This is a genomic window from Kineococcus endophyticus, from assembly GCF_040796495.1.
GTDB classification, from domain to species: domain Bacteria; phylum Actinomycetota; class Actinomycetes; order Actinomycetales; family Kineococcaceae; genus Kineococcus; species Kineococcus endophyticus.
The window spans coordinates 104,401-123,001 of record NZ_JBFNQN010000008.1 but is presented as its reverse complement, the minus strand read 5'-3'; the positions used below and the strand labels follow the sequence as shown (position 1 = coordinate 123,001).

13 protein-coding genes and 1 tRNA gene are annotated in these 18,601 nt (G+C 75.8%); 10 read left to right on the top strand and 4 right to left on the bottom strand.

Annotated features, from left to right (window positions below; translation table 11 throughout):
- Positions 1-66: 66 nt before the first annotated feature.
- Positions 67-591: a QcrA and Rieske domain-containing protein gene (locus AB1207_RS12760; protein ID WP_367638753.1), complete on the top strand. Its 525-nt coding sequence runs from the start codon at positions 67-69 to the stop codon at positions 589-591.
- 10 nt (positions 592-601) lie between these two features.
- Here AB1207_RS12760 and ilvD read toward each other — a convergent pair whose 3' ends face one another.
- On the bottom strand, positions 602-2,458 hold the full coding sequence (ilvD, locus tag AB1207_RS12755) for a dihydroxy-acid dehydratase (protein ID WP_367638752.1): 1,857 nt from the start codon (positions 2,456-2,458) through the stop codon (positions 602-604).
- Between the two features lie 324 nt (positions 2,459-2,782).
- Here ilvD and AB1207_RS12750 point away from each other — a divergent pair, with 324 nt between their 5' ends.
- Positions 2,783-3,796, top strand: a complete 1,014-nt coding sequence (locus AB1207_RS12750) for a tyrosine-type recombinase/integrase (RefSeq protein ID WP_367638751.1) — start codon at positions 2,783-2,785, stop codon at positions 3,794-3,796.
- Between the two features lie 12 nt (positions 3,797-3,808).
- Here AB1207_RS12750 and AB1207_RS12745 read toward each other — a convergent pair whose 3' ends face one another.
- Positions 3,809-4,882, bottom strand: coding sequence for a ThiF family adenylyltransferase (locus AB1207_RS12745; protein ID WP_367638750.1), 1,074 nt, complete (start codon positions 4,880-4,882; stop codon positions 3,809-3,811).
- Entirely contained in the window at positions 4,879-5,706 is an 828-nt protein-coding gene (locus AB1207_RS12740; RefSeq protein WP_367638749.1) for a hypothetical protein, read from the bottom strand. The genes AB1207_RS12745 and AB1207_RS12740 overlap by 4 nt, the downstream gene beginning before the upstream one ends.
- A gap of 126 nt (positions 5,707-5,832) precedes the next feature.
- Between AB1207_RS12740 and AB1207_RS12735 the strand changes: the two genes are divergently transcribed.
- On the top strand, positions 5,833-6,972 hold the full coding sequence (locus AB1207_RS12735) for a M15 family metallopeptidase (protein WP_367638748.1): 1,140 nt from the start codon (positions 5,833-5,835) through the stop codon (positions 6,970-6,972).
- Positions 6,973-7,215: 243 nt separating this feature from the next.
- A complete protein-coding gene (locus AB1207_RS12730; protein WP_367638747.1) occupies positions 7,216-9,258 on the top strand; it encodes a S53 family peptidase in 2,043 nt (680 codons plus the stop codon).
- Between the two features lie 111 nt (positions 9,259-9,369).
- On the opposite strand, the gene AB1207_RS12725 is transcribed toward AB1207_RS12730, so the two are convergent.
- A tRNA-Leu gene (locus tag AB1207_RS12725) sits at positions 9,370-9,454 on the bottom strand.
- Between the two features lie 134 nt (positions 9,455-9,588).
- Here AB1207_RS12725 and AB1207_RS12720 point away from each other — a divergent pair.
- The 6 genes from AB1207_RS12720 to AB1207_RS12695 all read left to right on the top strand — a co-directional run bounded on the left by AB1207_RS12720 (position 9,589) and on the right by AB1207_RS12695 (position 18,516).
- Positions 9,589-10,584 carry an AAA family ATPase gene (locus tag AB1207_RS12720; RefSeq protein WP_367638746.1) on the top strand — a complete coding sequence of 332 codons (996 nt, stop codon included), beginning with the start codon at positions 9,589-9,591 and terminating at the stop codon, positions 10,582-10,584.
- On the top strand, positions 10,581-11,591 hold the full coding sequence (locus AB1207_RS12715; RefSeq protein WP_367638745.1) for a DUF58 domain-containing protein: 1,011 nt from the start codon (positions 10,581-10,583) through the stop codon (positions 11,589-11,591). Before AB1207_RS12720 ends, AB1207_RS12715 begins: the two co-directional genes overlap by 4 nt.
- Positions 11,588-13,627 (top strand): transglutaminase TgpA family protein, encoded by a 2,040-nt coding sequence (locus AB1207_RS12710; protein ID WP_367638744.1) that lies wholly within the window; start codon positions 11,588-11,590, stop codon positions 13,625-13,627. The genes AB1207_RS12715 and AB1207_RS12710 overlap by 4 nt, the downstream gene beginning before the upstream one ends.
- 181 nt (positions 13,628-13,808) lie before the next feature.
- Positions 13,809-14,843, top strand: a complete 1,035-nt coding sequence (locus tag AB1207_RS12705; protein ID WP_367638743.1) for a 3-oxoacyl-ACP synthase III — start codon at positions 13,809-13,811, stop codon at positions 14,841-14,843.
- A complete protein-coding gene (locus tag AB1207_RS12700) occupies positions 14,840-17,545 on the top strand; it encodes an alpha/beta fold hydrolase (protein WP_367638742.1) in 2,706 nt (901 codons plus the stop codon). Before AB1207_RS12705 ends, AB1207_RS12700 begins: the two co-directional genes overlap by 4 nt.
- Positions 17,542-18,516 carry an NAD-dependent epimerase/dehydratase family protein gene (locus AB1207_RS12695; RefSeq protein ID WP_367638741.1) on the top strand — a complete coding sequence of 325 codons (975 nt, stop codon included), beginning with the start codon at positions 17,542-17,544 and terminating at the stop codon, positions 18,514-18,516. The genes AB1207_RS12700 and AB1207_RS12695 overlap by 4 nt, the downstream gene beginning before the upstream one ends.
- Positions 18,517-18,601: the final 85 nt, after the last annotated feature.

The following is an 18,601-nucleotide window of genomic DNA, read 5'->3' as shown; positions in this document are numbered from 1 at the left end:
GTGTCACCGTCGCAGGACCCGTGCGGCCACTCCACCGCACGGACCACCGACGCACGGAGGACGATCGTGACCGACGACCGGAAGACCCCCCACCCCCTGCAGAACACGGTCCTGACCCGGCGCGGCCTGGCCGTGACCGGTGGAACCCTCGGCGTGGGCTCCCTGCTCGCGGCCTGCGGCAGCGACGACGCCAGCACGTCCCCCGGCGCCGCCTCGTCCTCCTCGACGTCATCCTCGGCGTCCTCCTCGAGCGCCCCGACGTCCTCGGCCGGCGGATCGGCCAGCGCCTCGGGCGGTCAGGCCCTGACGAAGCTGGCCGACGTGCCGGTCGGCTCCGGTGTCGTCGTCCAGGACGCGAAGGGGTCGGCCGTCGTGGTGGTCCAGCCCGAGGCCGGACAGGTCGCGGCGTTCAGCGGCCTGTGCACCCACCAGGGGTGCGCGGTGGCTCTGAAGGACGAGGAGCTGGACTGCCCGTGCCACGGCTCGAGGTTCGAGCTCCTCACGGGCAAGGTCCTCCAGGGGCCGGCGACCGAACCCCTGAAGTCCTTGCCGGTGCAGGTGGACGGCGACTCCGTCGTCGCCTCCGCCTGACCCTCCCGCTTCAGCCGTGGGTGCGGTCCGGGACCTTCCGGACCGCACCCGTCGAGGCCGACGTCGCCATCGCGGCGTAGGCGCGCAGGGCGCCGGTCAGCGGACGGTCGCGGTCGAGGGGTTCCCACGGACGCTCGGACGACTCCATCTTGGCGCGGCGCTCGGCCAGGACGTCGTCCGGCACGCGCAGGTGCAGACCGCGGGTCTCGACGTCGACCACGATCGCGTCGCCGTCGTGCACGAGCCCGATGAGTCCGCCCGCCCACGCCTCGGGCGACACGTGACCGATCGAGATGCCGCTGGACCCACCGGAGAAGCGGCCGTCGGTGACGAGTGCGCACACCTTGCCCAGGCCACGGCCCTTGAGGAACGACGTGGGGTGCAGCATCTCCTGCATCCCCGGCCCGCCGGCCGGGCCCTCGTAGCGGATGACGACGACGTGGCCGGGCTGCACGGCCCCCGACAGGATGCCGGTGACGGCATCCTCCTGGGACTCGAAGACGATGGCCGTTCCCTCGAAGTGGAACAGCGAGGGGTCGATGCCGGCCGTCTTGATGACGGCGCCCTCGGTGGCCAGGTTGCCCTCGAGGACGGCGAGGCCCCCGTCCGCGGTGTAGGCGTGCGCGAGGTCGCGGACGCAGCCGCCCACCGCGTCCGTGTCCAGGGAGTTCCAGCGGTTCTGCGTCGAGAACGCCTGGGTCGTGCGGACCCCGCCGGGCGCGGCGTGGAACAGTTCCACGGCCGCTGCGGACGGCGACTCGGCGCGGACGTCCCACTCCTGCAGCCAGGACGCGAGGTCGGGGCTGTGGACGGTGCGGACGTCCTCCTCGAGCAACCCCGCGCGCCACAGCTCACCGAGGATCGCGGGGATCCCGCCGGCGCGGTGGACGTCCTCCATGTGGAAGTCGGAGTTCGGGGCGACCTTCGACAGGCACGGGACGCGGCGGCTGACCGCGTCGATGTCGTCCAGGGTGAAGTCGAGCCCGGCCTCCTGCGCGGCGGCGAGGATGTGCAGCACGGTGTTCGTGGAACCGCCCATGGCCACGTCGAGGGCCATCGCGTTCGAGAACGCGGCCTTGCCGGCGATGTTCCGGGGCAGCACCGACTCGTCGTCGCCGTCGTAGTACTGCTTCGCGAGCTCGACGACGAGGGACCCCGCGCGCAGGAACAGGTCCCGTCGCGCGGCGTGCGTCGCGAGCGTCGAGCCGTTGCCCGGCAGCGACAGTCCGAGCGCCTCCGTCAGGCAGTTCATGGAGTTCGCGGTGAACATGCCCGAGCAGGACCCGCACGTCGGGCAGGCGGACCGCTCGACCGCGTCGAGGCCGGCCTCGGTGACCTGCTCGGACGCCGAGGCGGCGATGGCGGTGATCAGGTCCGTCGGCGCGTGCGCGACGCCGTCGACGACGACGGCCTTGCCGGCCTCCATCGGCCCGCCGGAGACGAACACGGCCGGGATGTTCAAGCGCATCGCGGCCATGAGCATGCCCGGGGTGATCTTGTCGCAGTTCGAGATGCACACGAGGGCGTCGGCCTGGTGCGCGTTCACCATGTACTCGACCGAGTCGGCGATGAGTTCCCGGCTGGGCAGGGAGTACAGCATCCCCGAGTGCCCCATCGCGATGCCGTCGTCGACGGCGATCGTGTTGAACTCCTTGGAGACACCGCCGGCCTCGGCGATCGCGCCGGCGACGAGGTCCCCCATGTCCTTGAGGTGGACGTGGCCGGGGACGAACTGCGTGTAGGAGTTCGCGATCGCGACGATCGGCTTCCCGAAGTCGCCGTCGGTCATGCCGGTCGCACGCCACAGGGCGCGCGCTCCGGCCATGTTCCGGCCGTGGGTCGAGGTACGGGAACGCAAGGCGGGCACGACGGGCTCCAGGTCTGGGTGCGAGGTGGGTCTCGCACGGGACACCGCGACCGATGGGCCCGCGGACTGCGTCCCGCGCGAGCGGACGTCTCCCCCGCGCCGCAGGTGTGCGGGCGACGGACACGCCTCGTCGGTGACCACCTCGTTGCGGCGGTGCACCTGGCACCGGGGTCCGTCTCGGAGTTCCCCGGGTGTCGTCAGGATAGACCCGGTTGAAGGGCCCCCGTCGTTGAGGCTGTTGCGGTTCGTCCCGGCGGCGGACACGGAAACATATCGGTCACGTATTGGCTCCGGTAACTGAACTTCCATTGGTAGTGTGGTCGCGTGAACCCGAACCGGTCGGTCGAGGTGCCCGACGAGCTGGTGGCGGCGCTGCTGCCACCCCTCGACCCCCCTCCCGTGCTCGACGTCGAGACCCTCCTCGTCTGGTTCGCCTCCCTCGACCCGGTCCGGCGGGGGTTGCGGGCCCCGGCGACGTGGCGCGCCTACGCCGTCGACCTCACGCACTTCGGCGACTGGTGCCTCCTGGAGGACCTCGAGCCCCTGCCGGCAGCGGCCGAGACGGTCGCCGACTACCTCGTCGCGCACGTCGAGTCGCTCTCGATCGCGACCCTCCAGCGCCGCCTCGCCGCCATCGCGGTGGCCCACGGCCTCGTCGGGGTCCCCTCCCCCACCGACACCGAGCACGTGAGCCTCGTCTGGCGCGGTCTGCGCCGCGTCCACGGTCCGGGCCGTCGCCGCCGGCGGGTGGACGCCCTCGAGACGCGTGGGCTGGTGGACCTCGTCGCGCCCCTGGCGGACACGGTCATGGATCACCGGGACCGGGCGCTGCTCGTCCTCGGCTTCGCCGGTGCCCTCCGGCGGTCCGAGCTCAGCTCCCTCGACGTCACCGACGTCGTGGCCGAGCCGGAGCGCCTCCTCGTCACCGTGCGCGCCAACGGCTCCCGGGACGAACGCGTCGTGGAGCTGCCGCGCGGGCAGCGCCTGGAGACCTGCCCCGTCCGTTCGTGGCGGAAGTGGACCGAGGTCGCCCGGCTCACCGAGGGGGCCGCGTTCCGCCGGATGACCAAGGGCGGACACTCCCTGCGTCCCGAACGCCTCGGCGACCGCGGGGTCGCCGAGGTCGTCAAGCGGCGCACCCTCGACGCCGGACTCGACCCGAGCCTGTTCTCAGGGCACAGCCTGCGCGCGGGGTTCGTCACCGCCGCCACCCGCGCCGGCGTCCCCGGGGTCTCCATCGCCCGGCAGACCGGACACCGCTCCGCCGCCGCGCTCGCCGCGTGCGTCCGCGAGGACCGGCCCTTCCCGGGCAACCCGGCGGCGCACGTCGGTCTCTAGCCGACCTGCGGGTCAGACCACGGGGCCGCCCGCGGCGCGCCAGGCCGCGAACCCACCGTCGAGGTGCACGACGTCGGTCCGCCCCGACGCCACCACGGCGCGCAGCGCCTGAGCGGAGCGGCCACCGCGCTCGCAGTGCAGGACGACGGGCCCCCCGGGGAGCCGGCCGGGATCGGCCAGCAGCTCCGCGAGGGGCAGCAGGACGGCACCCGGCACGGCGCCCGCCGCGTGCTCGTCCGGCTCCCGCACGTCCACGACCGTCCGCGCCGCGCCCTCCTGCCCGTCCCGCAGCAGGTCCTGCGCGCTGACCGTCGGCAGCACCTCGGCCGCGCTGCGCCGGGGGTCCGGGCGCAGGGGCAGCTCGCGCCACGTCATCGCCAGGGCGTCGTGCACGAGGACCCGTCCCGTGAGGGGCCGCCCGGCACCCGTGACGAGCTTCACGGCCTCGGTGACCATGACGCTCGCCACCGCCGCGCACACCCCGCCGAGCACCCCGGCCTCCCCGCAGCCCGGCACCGTCCCCGGGGGCGGTGCCGTCGGGAAGAGGTCGCGGTAGGTGGCGCCGGCGGGGTCGAAGACGCTGACGTGACCGTCGAAGCGGAGCACCGCCCCCCAGACCCACGGCCGGCCGGCGGCGACCAGCGTGTCGTTGACGAGGTACCGCGTCTCGAACGTGTCCGACCCGTCGAGGACGAGGTCGTAGCCCCCCACGACGTCCGCCGCGTTCTGCGCCGTGAGCCGCTCGCGGTGCCGGACGACCGTGAGCGAGGGGTCGAGCCGGGCCACGGCGTCGGCCGCGCTGTCCACCTTCGCCCGCCCGACGTCGGCCGTCCCGTGGGCCACCTGGCGCTGCAGGTTCGACTCCTCCACGACGTCGTCGTCGACGACGCCGATGGTCCCGACCCCGGCCGCGGCGAGGTAGAGCAGCGCGGGTGACCCCAGCCCCCCGGCCCCCACGACGAGGACGCGGGCGTTGAGCAGGCGGCGTTGTCCCTCCTCGCCGATCTCCGGCAGCAGCAGGTGCCGGGACCACCGCTCCCGCTGGGCGGGGGTGAGCTCGGGACCGGGGGCGACGAGGGGCCTCACGGGGCCACCCTCTCCCCCACGGCCGCGACGTGGGCGGCCGGGCTGTCCTGCTGCTCCAGAGCGGTCCGCAGCCGGGCGGCGCCGTCGGGTGCCGCCAGCCCGGCGGCCGGCGGGGACTGGCCCGTGAGACGTTGCAGGGCACGGGAGGTGGCCTCCAGCACGCCGAGGACCTCCGGGGCGGTGAGGCGCTCCAGGGATCCGGCCGGGCCGTCGAGGGCGAGGCAGCCGGTCACCGCCGAGCTCGACCCCGAGTCGTCGACCAGCGGCACGGCGACGACCACGGCGTACTTGCCCTGCACGCGCCGGAACTCCTCAAGGCTCAGCCCCTGCCGCTCCCCGGCCGCGTCGAGGACCGTGACGTCCCGTGCGACGACGGCGCCCGTCGCGACGCACTCGCCCACGACGCCCTTGCCCGGGGCCCACCTGACCCCGGAGGCGACGGGCCGTCGGCGGGCGCGGACGCGGTGCACCCGGGCCAACCGCGGCGCCCGGCCCCACGGCCGGACCAGCCGGTACCCGGCGAGCGCGAGGTCTCGCGGGTCCAGGCCCGTGGCGTCGACGACCGCCCAGAGGGCCCCGGACAGCAGGTCGTCGAAGAGCTCGCGGCGGGCCAGGGTGCGCCGGCCCCGGACGGTGGCGACGGCCTTGAGGACGGCGGGGACGACGGCCATCACCGCGGTGAGCACGACCAGGGTGACCACGACGGTGTCCGACGGCGTCCACAGGGAGGCCCGGTCCAGCGCCAGCAGGGCCGCCACGACGGCGGCCGCCACCGCCAGCGCGACGTCGAGGACGGGGCCGGTCCAGGCCCGGGAAGCAGTCACGGCGTCACCGTAGGCGGCACCTCCGACAGCCCGGTGAGCGTCCCGGACGGGGCCGCTCATCCACAGGCGGGCCGTCGCCGGTTTCCCCTGTGGTCGCATCGTCAACTAGCCTCCACGGCGAACTCGATGCCGACGAAGGACTCCCTCACTCCCGTGCGCCGCTCGCTGACGTCCCCGTTCCCTCGACGCACCACCCGCTCCCTGGCCGCCGCCGCCCTGCTGCTCGCGCTCGCCGCGCCCCAGGCCGGCGCCACGACCGTCACGCCCGCTCCGTCGAGCAGCCCGTCGAGCAGCAAGGACCTGCTCACGGCCCTGGCGACCCAGGCCGCGACCGCGCTGGAGGCCTACCAGCGGGCCCTGCAGGCCCAGCAGGACGCTCAGGCGGCGGCCGACGCCGCGCAGCAGGAGCTGGCCGCGGCCGACGCCGAGCTGGCGGTGAGCCGGGAGCAGATCGGCGGCTGGGCGTCGCAGGCCTACCGGGGCACGGGCGGGCTCAGCGAGCTGTCCGGCGTCGCCGTGCTGCTCGACCCGCGGCGCACTGGCGACGTCAGCTCGACGCTCGCGACCATGGACCGGGTCGGAGGCCAGTACGCCGACGTCGTGGAGACCGCCGAGCAGGCACGCGCGCGCCAGCAGGCGGCCACCGACCGCGCCACCGCCGCCGTGGACGCGGCACGCACCACGGCCGACCAGGCCCTGGCCGCGAAGGCCGCCGCCGACGCGGCCGTCCAGCAGCAGCTCGTCGCCTACTCCGCGTCCCAGCGCACGGCCGCGGGGCTGGACCCGCTGGCCCCCGACGCTGCCGTGGTGGACCGGGCCCGCGCCTTCCTGTCGAGCACGCAGACCTGCGCCGGCGGGATCCTCACCGGCTTCGCGAACGGGTTGCTCCCCGTGGACGCGCTCTGCCCGCTGTACGCCGCGCCCGACAAGGTCCTCCGGGCCGACGCGGCCCACGCGTTCGAGGCGCTGTCGCAGGCGTTCCAGGCGGACTTCGGCACGCCGCTGGCGGTCACCGACGCCTACCGGTCCCTGGCCGAGCAGATCGACGTCAAGGCCCGCAAACCCGGGCTGGCCGCCGCCCCGGGCACGTCGCGGCACGGTCTCGGTCTCGCGGTCGACCTCGGTGGCGGGGTGCAGGACGCGGGTTCGGTGCAGCACCAGTGGATGGACCGGAACGCCGCGCTGTTCGGGTTCGTGAACCCGGCGTGGGCCCAGGGTTCTCCCGGGCCGTTCGAACCCTGGCACTGGGAGTTCGTCGCGGCCTAGCCGGACCGTCCCCGGCCGGGTCGCGTCGGAACGGCGCCGTCCCGAGACCGCTGGAACCCGGCGGCGAACTCCCTGGGAGCGGCCCGGGAGGTTCGGGTGCCGTTCGTGAGCGCGTCCACCGAAGCCCCTGTGAGGCAACACCTTTCCCCGGGTGACGACGCGTGACGTCGAGTGCGTGACGTGCGCCCGGACGGGGGTTCGCGGGTCTAGGTTCGCGGCACCATCCCGTGGAGAGGACCACGCATGTCGCTGTCACGACCTCCGTCGTTCCGTTCGTCACGACTGTCCACCCGCCTGCTCACCGCCGTGGTGGGCGCCACTGCCCTCGTCGCGACCGGTGGCGTGGCCCACGCCGCGCCGGCCCGGACCACGACGATCGCGGGCACGTTGCCCCGCTGGCTGCCGAGCGGAACCGCTCGCCTCGCCCTGCGCTCGGCACCGGCGAGCGCCCCGCAGTCCGTCCGCGTCTACCTCGCGCCGCGCGGGGGGCTGAACGCGCTGCAGGCCGCGGTCGCGGCCGTCTCGACGCCCGGTTCCCCGTCCTACGGCCACTTCCTGAGCCGGTCCCAGTACGCGGACTCCTTCGGCCCCACCGAGGCGGCCGCCTCGACGGTGTCGGAGTACCTGACCTCGGCGGGTCTGCACGTGGACTCGGTCGAGGCGGACCGGCGCTACGTGGCGGCGACCGGGACGCGGGACCAGCTCGAGCGGGCCTTCGGGGTCACGCTGGCCTCCTTCACGCACGACGGTGCGCAGGTCGTCGCCCCCACCACCGCCGCGTCCCTGCCGACCGCCGTGGCCGCCGACGTGCTGACCGTCAGCGGTCTCGACACGAGCGTGCAGCGCATGACGTCGCACCGGGTCACCGAGGCGACCGGCTCCACCGCGGCCGCCGACGACGCAGCGGACCGCGCGGCGGCCGCGGCGTCGGCCGCCGGGGTCCGGCAGCCGGTCGTCGCACCGCCCGCCGCGTCCGTCGTGGGTCGTCCGTGCAGCCAGTTCTACGGCGGTCTCCTGGCGAAGTACCAGGCGGACTACAAGACGCCTCTCCCCGCCTTCGAGGGGCAGACGCCGTCGTACGCCCTCTGCGGGTACACCGCCCCGCAGCTGTCCCAGGGGATCGGCGGGGACACGGGGACGACCGGTGACGGCGTGACCGTCGGGATCGTGGACGCCTACAACTCCTCGACGATCGTGCAGGACACCGACACCTGGTCCAGGGCCTACGGCTGGCCGGCGTTCACGAAGAACCAGTACTCCACCTGGAGCGCCGGGACGTTCACCGACCAGGAGACGTGCGACGCGTCGGGCTGGACGGGTGAGCAGACCCTCGACGTGCAGGCCGTCCACGCCCTGCGGCCGGCCGCCGGCATCCGCTACTACGCGGCCGCGAACTGCGACGAGGGGTTGCTCGACGCGCTGGCCGCCGTCGTCGACGAGAACCGCGCCGACGTCGTGACGAACTCCTGGGGCGGTCTGGAGACCGACACCGGCGCCGACGCCGTCTTCGCGTACGAGCAGGTCTTCCTGCAGGGTGCGCTGCAGGGGCAGACGTTCCTCTTCAGCTCCGGCGACAACGGCGACGAGACGGCGTCGACCGGCACCAAGCAGGTCGACTACCCGACGAGCGACCCGTACGTCACGTCCGTCGGCGGGACGTCGACGGGCCTGGGCAAGGGCGTGCGGAACGTCGTCGCCGAGACCGGCTGGGGCACCGACGTCTTCACGCTGAACCCCAAGGGCAACGGCTGGGTCGACGGAGGGTTCCTCTACGGCGCGGGCGGCGGGTACTCCACCCTGTTCCCGCGGCCCGCGTGGCAGGCCGCGACCGTGCCCACCTCGGCCCCGACGGGACGCGCCGTGCCGGACGTCGCCAGCATCGCCGACCCGCAGACGGGGATGCTCGTGGGGCAGACGCAGACGTTCCCGGACGGGGTCCGGTACGGCGAGTACCGCATCGGTGGGACGAGCCTCGCCTCGCCCCTGGCGGCCGGGGCCGTCGCCGAAGCGGTGCAGGTCAGCGGGAAGCGGGCCGGCCTCGCGAACCCGACCCTGTACTCGATCGCGCGCAGCGCCTACACCGATGTGAAGGCGTCGGGGGTCAAGGGCGTGGTCCGGGCGAACTACGTCAACGGGATCGACCCGAGCGGGGGGATCTCCTACACGGTCCGGACCTGGGGCCAGGACTCCACCCTCGCGGTCGCGAAGGGCTGGGACCCGGTGACCGGGCTGGGCCGTCCCAGCGCGACGTTCGCGAAGACCCTGGGGAAGGCCCTGACCAAGTAGCGGCGCGGGACGCGCCCACCGGGTCCACCGGTGGGCGCGTTCACCGGCGCATGCCAACGCAAAAGCCCCTGACCTGCTGGTCAGGGGCTTGCGCGTCGCTGTCTCAACGAGTGTCCGAGGGGGGACTTGAACCCCCACCCACTATACGTGGACTAGCACCTCAAGCTAGCGCGTCTGCCTATTCCGCCACCCGGACGAGTGGTTCCGCACCGGCCGGGAAGCCCGTGCGAACGAGGAAAACCGTAGCACGGGAAGCGGGTCGCCCACGCCACTGCGCCGGTCGGGCGACCGCGGGTGGGGCCGGTGGGACGCGGTGCCGATGCACGCAGGGTGAGCCACGCCCTCGTCGAACCCCTGCCGCACGCCGACCCCGCGGCGGCGGCCCGTGCCCTCGTCGACGGGGTCGAGCGGGTCGTCCGCGGCCGGCGGGCGGCCGTCGAGCTGCTCGTGACGGCGGTGCTCGCCCGCGGGCACGTCCTCATCGAGGACGTGCCCGGCAGCGGCAAGACGACGCTGGCGACGGCGTTCGCGGCGAGCCTCGGGGCCGACTGCGGACGCGTGCAGGCAACCGCTGACCTGCTGCCGGCCGACGTCACCGGATCGGGGATCTGGGACCCGGCCGCGGGCGGGTTCCGGTTCGTGCCGGGACCGGTCTTCGCCCCCGTCGTCCTCGTCGACGAGCTGAACCGCACGTCGCCCCGGACGCAGTCGGCGTTCCTGGAGGCCATGGAGGAGCGCGCGGTGACGGTCGACGGCGTCCGGCACCGGCTGCCGGACCCGTTCGTCCTCCTCGCCACGCAGAACCCCGTCGAGCAGCACGGGACGTACCCGCTGCCGGAGGGGCAGCTGGACCGGTTCGCGGTCCGCATCGTCCTGGGGCCGGTCACCGAGGACGTGGAGCGTCAGGTCCTGCGCGAGCAGCTCGCGGGCAACCGTCCCGAACGGCTGACGCCCGTCCTGGGCCTCGCGGACCTCCTGCGGCTGCAGGAGGCGACGGCGGCCGTCCACGTCGCGGACGCGACGCTCGACCTCGCGGTCCGGCTGTGCCGGGCCACCCGCACCGACGCGCGCATCCGGCTCGGGGCCGGCACGCGGGCGGCGCTGACGCTCGTCCGCTGCGCCCAGGGGCGTGCGCTGCTGGCCGGGCGCGACCACGTCCTGCCCGAGGACGTGCAGGCGCTCGTCGTGCCCGTGCTGGCCCACCGCCTCGTGCCGGGGGACGGGCACGGCCTCGTCGCCGAGGACGGCGCGGCGGCCCGCACGCTCACGCAGGAGCGGCTCGCCGCGGGCGTCCTGCAGCACGTCCCGGTGGACCTGCGCCGGTGAGCGCTGCACTCCCCCACCTGCCGGACGACGAGCGTCTCGTCACCGCGCCGGTCTCCCCGACCGGTGTGCGCTGGCGGCGGATCGCCCTGGTGACGGCGGGTCCGGCGCTGCTGGTGCTGTCCTTCGGCGTCGGCAACCGCTGGCTCGCCCTCGTCGGCTGCCTGCTGCTGGCCGCGCTCGGGCTCGCGGCGCTGACGGCACCCACCGTCAACGCTCTGACGGTCGCCGTCCAGCGCCCGTCCCGGGTCGCCGTGGGTGGGGTCGTCGAGGACGTCGTGCGGGTCCGGAACACCGGGAACCGGCCCTCCCCGCCCCTCGTGCTGCACCTGGGCGGTGACGTCCTGGCCCCCGTCCACACCGGTGTCCCCGCGATCGAGCCGGGCCAGGTCGTCGCGCTGCGCGTGCCGCGGGCGGCGTCCGCCCGGGGCGCCTGCGAGGCCGCGGACGTGGTGCTGGAGTGGGCGGACGCCCTCGGGATCGTCCTGCAGCGCCGGCGCGCGTTCGTGCCCGCGCCCGTCCACGTCCACCCGGCGCCCGCGGTCCTCCCGGCCCTGCCGGTCCCCGCGCCGCGCGCCGGGGCGGAGGACCAGGCGGGCGTGCGGCCGTTCCGCCGCGGCGACGCTCCCTCGGCCGTGCACTGGCGGGCCTCCGCGCGCCGCGGCACCGGACCCGCCGGTCCGACGCTCGTCGTCGTCGAGCGGGACACCCCGCCCGTCGGGCTCCGCGTCGTCGTGCTGCCCGGCCCCGGCGAGGCGTCGGAGGAGGACTTCGAGGCCGTCCTGCGGCAGGCCGCGGCCCTCGTCCTGGCCGACCTCGGGTCCGGTCGGCGCACGGCCGTCCTCGCGGCGGACGGGACCGCGCGGGAGGGCGTCGACGCGCTCGACGCGCTGGCCGTGGCGCAGCCGTCGCCGCACGAGCAGCGCTCGACCCTCGAGGCCGCGCGCGACGCGGCCGGGCGCGACGGCGAGGTCCTGCTGGCCGGCGTCGGCGGGTGGCGGTCGCTGTGACCCCCGCGTCCGCCCCCGCCGAGGCACCCGCCCCGCCGGACCTGCTCGGCACCCACGCCCCCTCGCGGGCCGCCCTGCGCTGCACCGCGCTCGCCGTCGTCGCCGCGGCCCTCGCGCTCACCGTCGCGGGCACGCTGCCCGCCCTCGGCCTGGCCGGCGCCGCGGGCGCCGTCGTCGCTGCACTGCTCCTGCGCGGCCGCAGCGCCGTCCTGGACCAGGTGCTGGGGGCCGTCGGTGCGCTCGCGAGCGCCGTGGCGTTGCCGGGGCTGGTGGCCGACGCAGGGGTGCCGGCGGTGTCGCCGGTGCTGGCGCTGGCGCTGGCGGTGCGGCAGTTCGCGGTGGCGCGGTCGGTGCGTGCGGTGCGGGCGGTCCTGGGGTTGTCGGTGCTGGTGACGGTGGCGGCGGCGGGGACGGCGCCGTCGAACGCGCTGGTGGGGCCGGTGGCGTTGGTGTGGGGTGCGGTGCTGGCGGGGCTGGCGTGCGCGGTGCCGCACCGCGCCGTGGACGGGCGGGTGCTGCGGCGGGCCGCGGGCGCGCTGGCGGTGGCGACGACGGTGGCGCTGGTGCTGTTCCTGCTGGTGCCGGCGTCGTCGTCGGGTGGTGGCGCGTTGCGCGGTCTGGGCCGTGGGGGCCCCGGGGCCGGGGAGGCGCCGGTGCGGTCGGCGGAGGCGTACGCGGGCGGGACGTTGGACCTGTCGGCGCGTGGGGAGCTGCCGGCGACGGAACTGCTGCGGGTGCCGGCGGACTCGCCCTCGTCGTGGCGGTCGGGGGTGCTGGACGTCTACGACGGTCGGACGTGGGCGTCGTCGGGGAACCCGGTGCGCTGGGTGTCGGGGGCGGCGGGGTACGAGGCGGCCCCGGAGGAGGGGGCGTCGGGACCGGAGCGGGTGGACGACGTCGTGCCGCTGGCGCCGTACCCGGCGGTGGTGAGTGCGGGGTCGCCGGTGGGGGTGCGGACGTCGTCGCGGGTGTTCGACGGGGGTTCGGGGCTGGTGCTGCAGGACGCGTCGTCGCCCTACCGGGTGCTCTCGCGCGCGGTGCCGTCGGTGGAGGAGACGACGGACGGTGAGGCAGGCCGACCGGCCGGCCTGCCGGAGGACCAGCCGAAGGACGTGGCGCGGTGGACGCAGCTGCCGGGTTCGGTGCCGCAGCGGGTGCGGGACCTGGGGGTGCGGCTGGCGGACGGGCGGGATCCGGTGACGGCGGCGCGGGCGGTGTCGGCGCACCTGCGCTCGGTGGCGCGGTACTCGCTGCAGGCGCCGGTCCCGGCGGACGGGGAGGACGCGGTGGACGCGTTCCTGTTCGAGGACCGGATCGGGTTCTGCGAGCAGTTCGCGAGCGCGGAGGTGGTGCTGCTGCGGTCGGCGGGGTTCCCGGCGCGGTTGGTGACGGGGTTCGCCGGCGGTGAGCCGTCGGGCGGTGGGCGGGTGTTCCGCTCGGCGGACGCGCACGCGTGGGTGGAGGTGTGGGTCCCGGGGTCGGGCTGGGTGTCCTCGGACCCGACGGCCGGGGCGACGCTGGTCGCGGGCGGGTCGGGGGCTCGGGGCTGGTGGCAGCGGCTGTGGGCGCAGGTGCAGCGGCTGGTGGAGCGGGTGCTGGCGGACGCGGGGGCGCGGGCCCTGGTGGCGGTCGTGCTGGTGGCGCTGCTGGTGGTCGGGGTGGTGGTCGTGCGGCGGCGCTCGCGGCGCCGGTCGGTGCCGGTGGTGGCCGGGCCGGCGGTGCGTCGGGGGGACCCGGCGGTGGCGGCGTTGCTGCTGGCGCTGGAGCGGTTCGACGCGGCCGTGCCGGAGCCGTGGCGGCGCGGTCCGGCCGAGGGGTTGTCGGACTGGCGGGCGCGGGTCGGTCCGGCGCTCGGGGCGGAGGCCGGAGCGGAGGTCGCGGGAGCGCTGGCGGTGGTGGAGCGGGCGTGCTTCGCCCGGGCGCTGCCGCCGCGGGCGGAACTGGAGGGGGCCCGTCGAGCGTTGGAGTCGGCGTCGTCCGTCCTGCTGGCGCGGGAGCGGCGCGCGACGGCGGGTCAGGCGGGGTCCGGCGGGTGACCTGGGCGAGCGGGTCGTCCACCGGCGGTTAACCTGAGTTCCCGCCACGCGGGTGGTCCTGCCGCTCCTTTGGTGGATCATGACGGACCTCGTACGGTGAGCCACCGCCGCGCGGCCGACGACCAGATCGGGGAAGCCCTTGTTCGACCCTTCCAGCACCGAGGCTGCCCCCGCGCACAGCGTGGGGTCTCCCTTCCAGGGGAACTCGACGTTCGCGCCGGCGAACGCGGCGTTGCTGTCGATCTCGCACGTGGAGGCGCCGACGGTGGTCCCGTCGTCGTACTTCGACGAGGTCCTGGCGCCGACGCTGGAGCGGCTGCGATTGCGGCCGGGCCTGCTGGAGAAGGTGGCCGGGGTGCAGGAGCGCCGCTGGTGGGCGCCGGGTCAGCGCGCGTCGGACGTGGCGGCGGAGTGCGGGGCGAAGGCGCTGTCGGAGGCCGGGGTGGACGCCTCGGAGGTGGGGATGGTCATCTCCACGACGGTGACGCGGCCGCACCTGGAGCCGGCCGTGGCCACGAGCGTGCACCACGGGATGGACCTGCCGACGTCGGCGCTGAACTTCGACATCGCCAACGCGTGCCTGGCGTGGGTGAACGGGGTGCAGGTCGCCTCGGCGATGATCGACGCGGGCATGATCCGGTACGCGGTGGTGCTGGGCGCGGAGGACGTCCGCTCGATGCACGAGGGCACGGTCTCCCGGTTGCAGCGCGACGGCATCACCCGCAAGGACTTCCTCAACGAGTTCGCGACGATGACGCTGGGCTGCGGTGCGGCGGCGGCGGTCATCGGCCGCGCGGACGAGCACCCGGAGGGTCACCGCATCGTCGGGGGCGTCTCGCGGGCGGGCACGGCGCACCACGAGCTGTGCATCGGGGACATGAACCACATGCGCACGGACGCCAAGCTGATGCTGACCGAGGGCATCGAGATCGTCTCGGACGCCTTCGAGGCCGGGGACGCGCTGTGGGGGTGGCGGGACGCGAAGAAGTTCGTCATCCACCAGATCTCCCGCGTGCACACCGAGACGCTGATCGAGCGGATCGGGGTGGACCCGGCGAAGGTGCCGATGACGTTCCCGACGTGGGGCAACGTGGGGCCGATCTCGCTGCCGATGACGCTGGCGGCCTCGGCGCCGGAGTTCTCCGCCGGGGACAAGGTCATCGCGATGGGCGTGGGGTCGGGGCTGAACACGGCGATGCTCGAGCTGGCGTGGTGAGCGGACGGCGTCTCGCTGTTCTGCCCGCGGTGACGCCGGCCCCGGACCTGCCGGGGTGGGACCCGCGGTGGTCGCGGTTGGTGGACGCGGTGGACCACTCCGGAGCGGTCCGCACGTGGCACGTGCTGGACACCGCCCCCGAGGGGGAGGCGATCGGGACGTTGCTGTGCGTGCACGGCAACCCGACGTGGTCGTACCTGTGGCGGGGTCTGGCGTCGGCGGCCTCGGCGGTGCAGCTGGGGTGGCGGGTCGTGGCCGTGGACCAGCTGGAGATGGGCTTCTCCGAGCGCACGGGCGCGGTGCGGCGCCTGGGTGAGCGGGTGCAGGACCTGGCGGGGCTGGTCGACGCGCTGGAGCTGTCGGGTCCGGTGGTGGCGGTCGGTCAGGACTGGGGCGGGATCGTCGCCTCGGGCTGGGCGGCGGCGCAGCTGGGACGGCGCGAGGGCCGGCACGGTGGTGGGTCGCGGATCCGGCTGGCGGGTCTGGTCGTGGCGAACACCGCGGCGAGCTGGCCCGCGGACGCGGGGGCGCCGGGGGTGCTGTCGGCGGTGCTGGCGCCGGGGGTGCGGTCGCTGGTGACGTCCCGCTCGGACGCGTTCCTGCGCACGACGCTGGCCCTGCCGCGTCCGGCGCTGCCGGGGGCGGTCAAGGCGGCGTACCGCTCCCCCTACGGGTCGGCGGGTGAGCGGGCCGGGATCGACGCGTTCGTCGCCGACGTCCCGGTCGGGTCCGGGCACCCCAGCCGGGCCGCGCTGGACGAGGTGACGCAGGGCGTGGGCCGGCTGGCGGCGGCCGGGGTCCCGGCGCTCGTGGCGTGGGGTCCGCGGGACCCGGTGTTCGGCGAGTGGTTCCTGCGGGACTGGCGCGCGCGGGTGCCGCACGCGGACGTGCACCGCTTCGCCCACGCCTCGCACCTGGTGCCGGAGGACCCGGCGTTCGCCGACGTCGTCCTGCGCTGGCTGGACGAGCGGGTGCTGCACCCGACCCCGGCGCCCGAGGCAGCCCAGGGGTCGCCCGAGGCGGGGTCGCCGCGGTTGTGGGCGGCGCTGGGTGAGCGTGGCGGCGACCCGCAGGTGGCGGGGACGCCCGCGGTGGTGGAGATGCCCACCGGGCGCGGCAGCGGGACCACCCCGAAGAGCGCGCCGAGGACCACCTCGTGGGCCGAGCTGGACCGCCGCACGCGCGAGCTCGCGGCCGGCTTCGTGCTGCAGGGAGTGCAACCGGGACAACGGGTCTCCCTCCTCGTGCCGCCCGGGGCGGACCTGACGGCGGCGCTGTACGCGCTGCTGCGGATCGGCGCGGTCGCTGTCGTCGCGGACGCCGGCCTGGGCGTGCGCGGCCTGTCCCGTGCGGTGAGGGGTGCGGGGGTCGACTGGGTCGTCGGGGTGCCGAAGGCGCTGCTGGCCGCGCGGGTGCTGCGCTGGCCGGGCCGGCGGGTGTCGGTCGGGGACCTGGCCGACGTGGCGCGGGCCGGGGCCGCGCGCCTGGCGGCCGGGTTCGAGCTGCCGGCCGAGCCGGACGCCGACGCCGAGGCGGCGGTGCTGTTCACGTCGGGGTCGACGGGACCGGCCAAGGGGGTCGTCTACACCCACGGCCAGCTCTCGCAGCTGGCGCGGGCGATGGGGTCGGTCATCCGGATCGGGCCCGGGCAGCCGCTGGTGTCGGCGTTCGCGCCGTTCGCGCTGTTCGGGCCGGCCCTCGGCGCGACGTGCGTCGTCCCGGCGATGGACGTCACCAAGCCCGCGACGCTGAGCGCCGCGGCCCTGGCCGACGCCGTCGAGGCGGCCGGGGCGACGTCGGCGTTCCTGTCCCCCGCCGCCGTCGTCAACGTGCTGGCCACCGCCGGCGACCTCACGACGTCGCAGCGCGCGGCGCTGGCGCGGGTGCGGACGCTGCTCTCGGCCGGGGCGCCGGTGCCGACCCCGCTGCTGCAGCGGGTGCGCGAGCTCATGCCGTTGGCCGACCCCCGGACCCCCTACGGGGCGACGGAGGTGCTGCCGGCGACCGACGTGGGCCTGTCGGACATCCTCGACGCCGGTGCGGGAGAGGGCATCTGCGTGGGCCGGCCCGTCCAGGGCGTCACCGTGGCCGTCGCGCCGCTGGACGCCGACGGGCGCGCCGGCACCGACCTGGTGACGACACCAGGGGTCGTCGGGGAGGTCGTCGGCGGCGGCGAGCACGTCAAGGAGCGCTACGACCAGCTGTGGGCCACGCAGGCCGCGTCCGTGGACGTGCGGCCCTCCCCGACCCTGCTGGGGTCCGTGCGGGCGGGCCGCTGGCACCGCACGGGGGACGTGGGGCACCTCGACGAGCGCGGGCGGGTGTGGATCGAGGGGCGCCTCGCGCACGTCGTCACCACGGCCGACGAGGTCGTCACCCCCGTCGGGGTGGAGCAGCGGGCCGAGACCGTCGCCGGGATCGCGCGGGCCGCGCTCGTCGGCGTCGGGCCGCGCGCGGCGCGCCAGCTCGTCGTCGTGGCCGAACCCGACGCCGCGGTGGTGCCGGGCGTGAAGCGCACCACCGTGGCCGATCCGGTCCTGTCGCAGGCGGTCCGGGAGGTCACGGGGCGCAACCTCGTGGCCGTGCTGCTCGTCCCGGCCCTGCCGACGGACGTGCGGCACAACTCCAAGATCGACCGGGCGAAGGTGTCGTCGTGGGCCGAGCGGGTCCTGGCGGGCGAGCGGGCGGGAGCACTGGCGTGAAGGTCCTCGTGACGGGTGCCAGCGGGATGCTGGGCCGCGAGACCGCGCGGGCCCTGGCCGCGCGAGGCGACGACGTGTGCGTCCTGCAGCGGCGCACCGCCGGGGCCGGGTTCGCCGAGGTCCTCGGCTCGGTCACCGACCCGGCCGCCTGCGCACGCGCCGTCGACGGGGTCGAGGCCGTCGTCCACCTCGCCGCGAAGGTCTCGGTGACGGGCCCGCACCCGGAGTACGTCGCCACCAACGTCGACGGCACCGCGAACCTGCTCACCGCGGCCCGCGCCGCGGGGGTGTCCCGGTTCGTCATGGTGTCCTCCCCCTCCGTGGCGCACGCCGGGTCCGCGCTCGTCGGCGTCGGGACCACCCCGGCCGACCCGGGGGCCGCGCACGGCTCGTACGCGCGGACGAAGGCGCAGGCCGAGCTGATGGCCCTGGCCGCGGACTCCCCCGCGTTCGCCGTGTGCGCCGTGCGGCCCCACATCGTGCTCGGCCCCGGCGACACCCAGCTCGTGCAGCGCATCGCCGACCGCGCGCGCGCCGGACGGCTGCCGCTGCTCGACGACGGGACCGCGCTCATCGACACCACGTACGTCGACAACGCCGTGGACGCCCTCGTGGCGGCCCTGGACCGCTGCACCGACGACGGCGTGCACGGCGAGGCGTTCGTCGTGACCAACGGCGAACCGCGCACGGTCGCCGAGGTGTTCGGCCGCATCTGCGCCGCCGCCGGTGTGCCCGCGCCGACGCGGCGGGTCCCGTCGGCGGTGGCGAAGGCCGCCGGCAGCGTCGTGGAGCGCGTGTGGACGCGGTTCGGGCTGCCCGACGAGCCGCCCATGACGCGGTTCCTGGCCGAGCAGCTGTCCACGGCGCACTGGTTCGACATCGCCCGCACGCGGCAGCGGCTGGGCTGGTCGCCGAGGGTGCCGCTGGACGAGGGCTTCGACCGCCTCGCCGGTGGGTTCGGGTCCCGTTAGGGTCGGTTCCGTGATCAAGGGGCCGGCTCTGACCCGCGGGCAGCGGCGCGCCCGGGCGGCGCGTCGCGTGGAGGAGGCGCGCCGC